At 63.2% G+C, this 4890-nt stretch carries 6 protein-coding genes; 1 reads left to right on the top strand and 5 read right to left on the bottom strand.

Going from position 1 to position 4890, the window contains the following annotated elements; all coding sequences use genetic code 11:
• The 3 genes from LC343_RS24870 to LC343_RS24860 all read right to left on the bottom strand — a co-directional run.
• A partial coding sequence (locus LC343_RS24870; protein ID WP_223479844.1) for a phosphonate ABC transporter ATP-binding protein occupies positions 1-695 on the bottom strand: 695 nt, incomplete at its 3' end.
• Positions 692-1567, bottom strand: coding sequence for a phosphate/phosphite/phosphonate ABC transporter substrate-binding protein (locus tag LC343_RS24865; protein WP_223479843.1), 876 nt, complete (start codon positions 1565-1567; stop codon positions 692-694). The genes LC343_RS24870 and LC343_RS24865, both read right to left, overlap by 4 nt.
• Positions 1567-3126 (bottom strand): cytochrome c peroxidase, encoded by a 1560-nt coding sequence (locus LC343_RS24860; protein WP_223479842.1) that lies wholly within the window; start codon positions 3124-3126, stop codon positions 1567-1569. Before LC343_RS24860 ends, LC343_RS24865 begins: the two co-directional genes overlap by 1 nt.
• A gap of 414 nt (positions 3127-3540) precedes the next feature.
• Between LC343_RS24860 and mntR the strand changes: the two genes are divergently transcribed.
• Positions 3541-3999 (top strand): manganese-binding transcriptional regulator MntR, encoded by a 459-nt coding sequence (gene mntR, locus LC343_RS24855; RefSeq protein WP_223479841.1) that lies wholly within the window; start codon positions 3541-3543, stop codon positions 3997-3999.
• Here mntR and lspA read toward each other — a convergent pair.
• Both lspA and LC343_RS24845 read right to left on the bottom strand, forming a co-directional pair.
• The gene (lspA, locus tag LC343_RS24850; RefSeq protein WP_223479840.1) at positions 3986-4570 is read right to left on the bottom strand and encodes a signal peptidase II; all 585 of its coding nucleotides are present in this window, start codon (positions 4568-4570) and stop codon (positions 3986-3988) included. The two genes, mntR and lspA, sit on opposite strands and share 14 nt — an antisense overlap.
• Positions 4567-4734 carry a hypothetical protein gene (locus tag LC343_RS24845; protein ID WP_223479839.1) on the bottom strand — a complete coding sequence of 56 codons (168 nt, stop codon included), beginning with the start codon at positions 4732-4734 and terminating at the stop codon, positions 4567-4569. The genes lspA and LC343_RS24845 overlap by 4 nt, the downstream gene beginning before the upstream one ends.
• Positions 4735-4890 lie beyond the last annotated feature (156 nt).

The following is a 4890-nucleotide window of genomic DNA, read 5'->3' as shown; positions in this document are numbered from 1 at the left end:
GCCACGTCGAAGGCGATCCGGCCATCGCGCATGCCCACGATACGATCGGCGAAACGCCGCGCGAGGTCGGGCTGGTGCGACGAGAACAGCACGGTCGCGCCACGCGCGCGCGCTGCGCTGGTCAGCAGCGCCAGGATTTCGACGGCGCGGGCGGGATCGAGATTGCTGACGGGCTCGTCGGCAAGGATCAGGCGCGGCTCCTGGGCAAGACACCGTGCAATGGCCACACGCTGCCGCTGCCCGCCGCTGAGGCTGTCGACCCGGCGCTCGGCCAGATCGGCTATGCCGCAGTCCGAGAGAGCGGCCCGCGCCACCTCCAGATCGCGTGGCAAGGGAGACCCGAGGGCCGCGCGCAAGGGCGACATGCGCCCAAGGCGCCCGTTCAGTACGTTTCGCAACACTGAAGAGCGTTCGACCAGCGCGAATTCCTGGAAGACAAAACCGACGTCAGGCCGGCTGGCGCGAGCGGGCGGATGATCGGGATCGAGCGGCGCGCCCAGGACTGAGACACGACCGCGCCAGCCGCGAAGCCGCCCGTCGAATAAGGCCAGTAGCGTCGTCTTCCCGGCGCCCGAGGGGCCGAGCAGGGCGGTGCTTTCGCCTGCCCGAACCATGAGCGACACATGGTCCAGCGCTGGTCGCTCGGCGCCCGGATGGACGAAGCTCAGATCGCCTATTTGCGCGACAGCGCTCATCCGAGAAGCCCGTAGCGCCGGGCCATGTCGCGGACCCCGTCATAGGCACCGGGGTCCGCTCTGACATAGCCATCGGGTCCGTAGAGATAGCGCAGCAGGTCGCGGTTGCCGGTTTCGTTGAGGCGCATCATCGCGTCGGTGAACCGCGACCGGACGTCTGCGTCCAGTCCCGGCCGCGCGATCACCACGTGGCTGGGGATCGGTTCGCTCTCGGCGATCCAGATGATTCCGGCCTGCTGCTGCGGGGTGAGAAGGAGATCGGCGTACTGGCTCGCGCCGGCGGCATCGACAAGGCCTTCGGCCATCGCCTGCATCGCCTGCTGATAGCCGCCCGCGAAGAAGATGCGGCCGAAGAAGGCGTCGGCGTCGCCGGGCCCGGCAACCAATCCGGCCTCGACGAACTCGGCCAGAGGATAGAGGTAGCCCGATTCCGAGATCGGATCGGCAAAAGCGATATCCTTGCCCCGGAGATCAGCAAGCGTCTCGATCCCGCTGTCGCGGCGCACGAAAATCCGGCCGGTGTAACTCGGCGCGCCGCGATAGACTTCGGACAGCAGAGGCACTGCGCCGATCTCGGCTTCGGCCAGCACGAAGGGGAGCGCGCCCATGAACGAGATGTCGGCATCGCCGTTCCGCAGCGCCTCGACGGCCGCGGCATGGTCGATGGTGACGAAACCATCGACCGGAACGCCGATCTGATCCGCCAGCCACGCGGTGATGGCCGCGACGTCGCCGAGCAGTTTTTCGGGGTTTTCCTGGGGAATGAAGGCGAGGCGCAGCGCATTTTCCTGCGCCGCGAGCCGTGTTCCCAAGGACGCTGCGCCCGCGACGGAAAGGATCAGCGCCGCTCTGCGGCTCAAGCGGATCGACATCAGAACGCCCTTTCTTCGATTGCCTCGGCGTCGGCCTTGAATGCGGCCCAATGCGCCGCCGCTGTCTCCCAGTCTGCTTCCCGCACGGCGGCGCCGACCTCAGCCAATCGTTCGGCAAGTGCATAGACCTCCGGCCGTCCGGCAAGGTTGGACATCCTACTGGCATCGGCCGAGAGGTCAGCGGCGACCGTATCGGTAAGGAGCAGGATATGCTCTGCGTCCCGCCGGGGCAGCAGCGTGTCGAGTGTCGATGCGAAGGTCATCAGCTCGGAAAACGCGAGGCGAAAAGTTGTGTTCTCGGCATCGAAAATCTCATAAGGTTCATCAGCCGAGCCCACCGCCTCGAGGTATGCGGTAAGGTCTGAGCGCTCGGCATCAGCAAGTCCAAGCGATTTCGTCTCGTCGAACCAGTCCACGACAGCAGCAAGGGTCGGCAGCGATCCGTCGTGGAAGTAGGGCGCGGTGTAGGCCGTCCCGAGCAAGGTGGGCGTATCAAATGCGCCTGCGCGCGCACCCTCGTAAGCAGGACCGGCGGCCCCGATGTCATGCGCCTGACGGTCGAGGAAGTTGCCGTCCGGCACGTGACAGCTGGCGCAGGAGCGGTCGCCGAGTCCCGCCAATGGCCGATTGAAGATTTCTTCGCCTCGCCGCACGGCGTCCGGCGCCTCATCGGTCAGCATGCCATCCGCAGTCAGCATCGAATTTGGCAGGAAGTCGAACTCCAGCATGTAGGCCAGAAGCGCGTCGAGCATGAAAGGTGTTGGCTCTGCACCGCCGAATTCGTTGACTATCACATTGCGTGTGAAGTCGCGAAGCGATGCAAACCGACCATCGCGTCCATACGGGCCGGTGAAGCGCAAGCCGCGCAGGCTTGGGATGTCGAGGGGGTCGTCGCGCCGGTCGTTGAAGATCGGGTTGAAGAATGCGCCGTCCACGTCGATCGCCCCGGGCTGGTGGCTTGCGCCGGGTATGAACAATCGCTGGTTCACGTCCGAGCGGTTGTGGCAGGTCGAACAGGCGATCCCGAGGTCGCGCGCCGGGCTGCCGAAGATCTGAGCGCTGTCGAACAGCATGTCGCCGTAAGCGACAAGCGGCAGGTCGGTTTCATCGATGCCCTGCTCCTCGAAATTGAGGACGAGCAGGGGTAGCGGATCCTGGTCGAAGATATCGGAGCCCGGCGGCAGGCTCGGTGGCACCTCGATGTCGCGTCCACTGAGCACAGCCGTCTCAGGCAGCGGGCTGAGCTGCTGCCTCGGAGCGAAATCGTCCACAAGATAGTTCTCCGCGAGATAGTCAGAGATTACCGATCGTGCCGCGATCATCATGTCGCGCTCGGCGGGTATGGCGCCTGCGCCAAGAACACCAGCGGACCCCAAGCTGCTGTTGAGTTCAAGCCAGGCCAAGCCGATCCGGCGTGATACCTCAGGATCGGCGGTGGCGATGCCGTCCGCGAACGCGCGGTAGAGGTCGCGTGCGGTTCGCACCGCTTGCTGTGCGCTTGCCGGATCGTCCGCGTCCAGAGCACGGTCCAACTCCTCCTCGATCCTGAGCGCGATCAACCTTGTCGCAGCGGCGAAGAGGGACTGTCGATCCCGGCGTGCTATTGCATCCATCAGGGAGCCAGTGTCGGTATTGCTCGTCTGACCCAACCACGCCAGCGCCCCTGCCGAGAACTCCGAGTTGCGGTAGGGATCGGACCACGCGGCCTCGAGGACATCCCAAGGCAACGGTTCGAGGTTTCCGAGGAACAGCGTCAGCCGATAGGCCGCCGCGTCCGGATACCATGGGGCCTCTTTCGCGGGGTCCGCGGAGGCAGGGCCGACCGACAGGAACACGCCGACGCATGTTGCAAGCATTACTCCTGTGAGGTTCCGGATCAAAATGTACTCCAGCTTGCAAAGTTAGACACGGCTAATTTATGTATCCAAAGCAAATAAGTTGTCAATCCTTCTGTCTCGGGGCAAACTTCCGAAATGACCAAGCCGCAATCACATGACCGTGAGACCTTTGAGCATATGGAACGGACGCCGGAAGCGCAGGCGGAAGGCTTTGCGATCGTGCGGCAGGCGCATGAAAGCGAAATGGCAGAGGACTACGTAGAGCTGATCGCGGAGCTAATCGAGACCCGCGGAGAGGCCCGACCGGTCGATATCGCCGAGCGGCTGGGAGTGAAGCCGCCGACTGTCACCAAGAACATCTCACGCCTCAGGACAGCCGGCCTCGTTCGGCGAGAGCGATACCGAGCGGTATTCCTTACCGAGGAAGGCCAGGCATTGGCCGAGGCTTGTCGACGACGGCACCGGATCGTGGTCGCGTTTCTCCTGAGCCTCGGGGTCGACGAAGAAGCCGCAGAACGCGATGCCGAGGGGATCGAGCACCATGTGAGTGATGAAACGCTGGCAGCTTTCGAAAAAAATCTTAGCCAGAAGTGAAGTGTTTGCACCGCGCTTGATGCCCATTGGATCGACTTGAGTGAAGCAAGGCTAATTGAGGCACGTGAAGGCAATCCGATTGACGAGAACCGGCGCACGAGCGGGACGAATAGCGTGGAGAATGCGACGGGAACGAGTAGGAGCGGAGAAGCTGATCGAAGCTTGGACCGTGACTTTGGCGGCTAAGGGATATGATCGTCATGCGCCATGAGAGGAGAGTGGCGCTTCTGTCGGGCGGCCGCCAATTCAGGTTCAGGAATCGGTCTGGCGTCGGATATGGCGCCATCGGCGCGACCAAAAGCAATCCGACACCACCGACGATGAAAACGTCGGCCATGTTGAAGGCGGGCCGGTTGGCGGAGCCGACGTAGAAATCGAGGAAATCCGTTACGGTCCGGAATCTGAGGCGGTCCATCACGTTGCCGAGAGCACCGCCGATAATCGCACCATACGCAACCGCCTCAATGCCTTCCGGGATGCGCAGCATCATAACCGCAAGCCAGGTGCAGACGGCAGAGGCAAGTACTACGAGGCTCCACGAAGGGGCGCCGCCGAGAAGCCCGAAGGTCACGCCATCGTTGCGGTGGGACGTGAGATTGAACCGGGTATGACGGGGATCCCGCTGCTCAGGATTTCGGCGTTCGCGACCACGGTAGCCTTTGTGGTTTGATCAATTACAAAGGCCGCGACGGCGAAGACCATGCCGATCACCGGCGTTTTTCCGGCTGGCAACATGGCGTCACCCTAACCAGACATCGAGAAACAACATAATGACAAGGCCGACCGTCAGTCCGAGTGTCGCCTTGTTCTGATATCCGCTGCGATGGGTTTCGGGGATGATTTCGTGGCTGATGACATAGAGCATCGCACCGGCGGCAAAGGCCAGACCCC

The sequence above is a fragment of the Oricola indica genome (assembly GCF_019966595.1).
Classification (GTDB): domain Bacteria; phylum Pseudomonadota; class Alphaproteobacteria; order Rhizobiales; family Rhizobiaceae; genus Oricola; species Oricola indica.
This window is presented reverse-complemented; position numbering and strand designations above follow the sequence as displayed.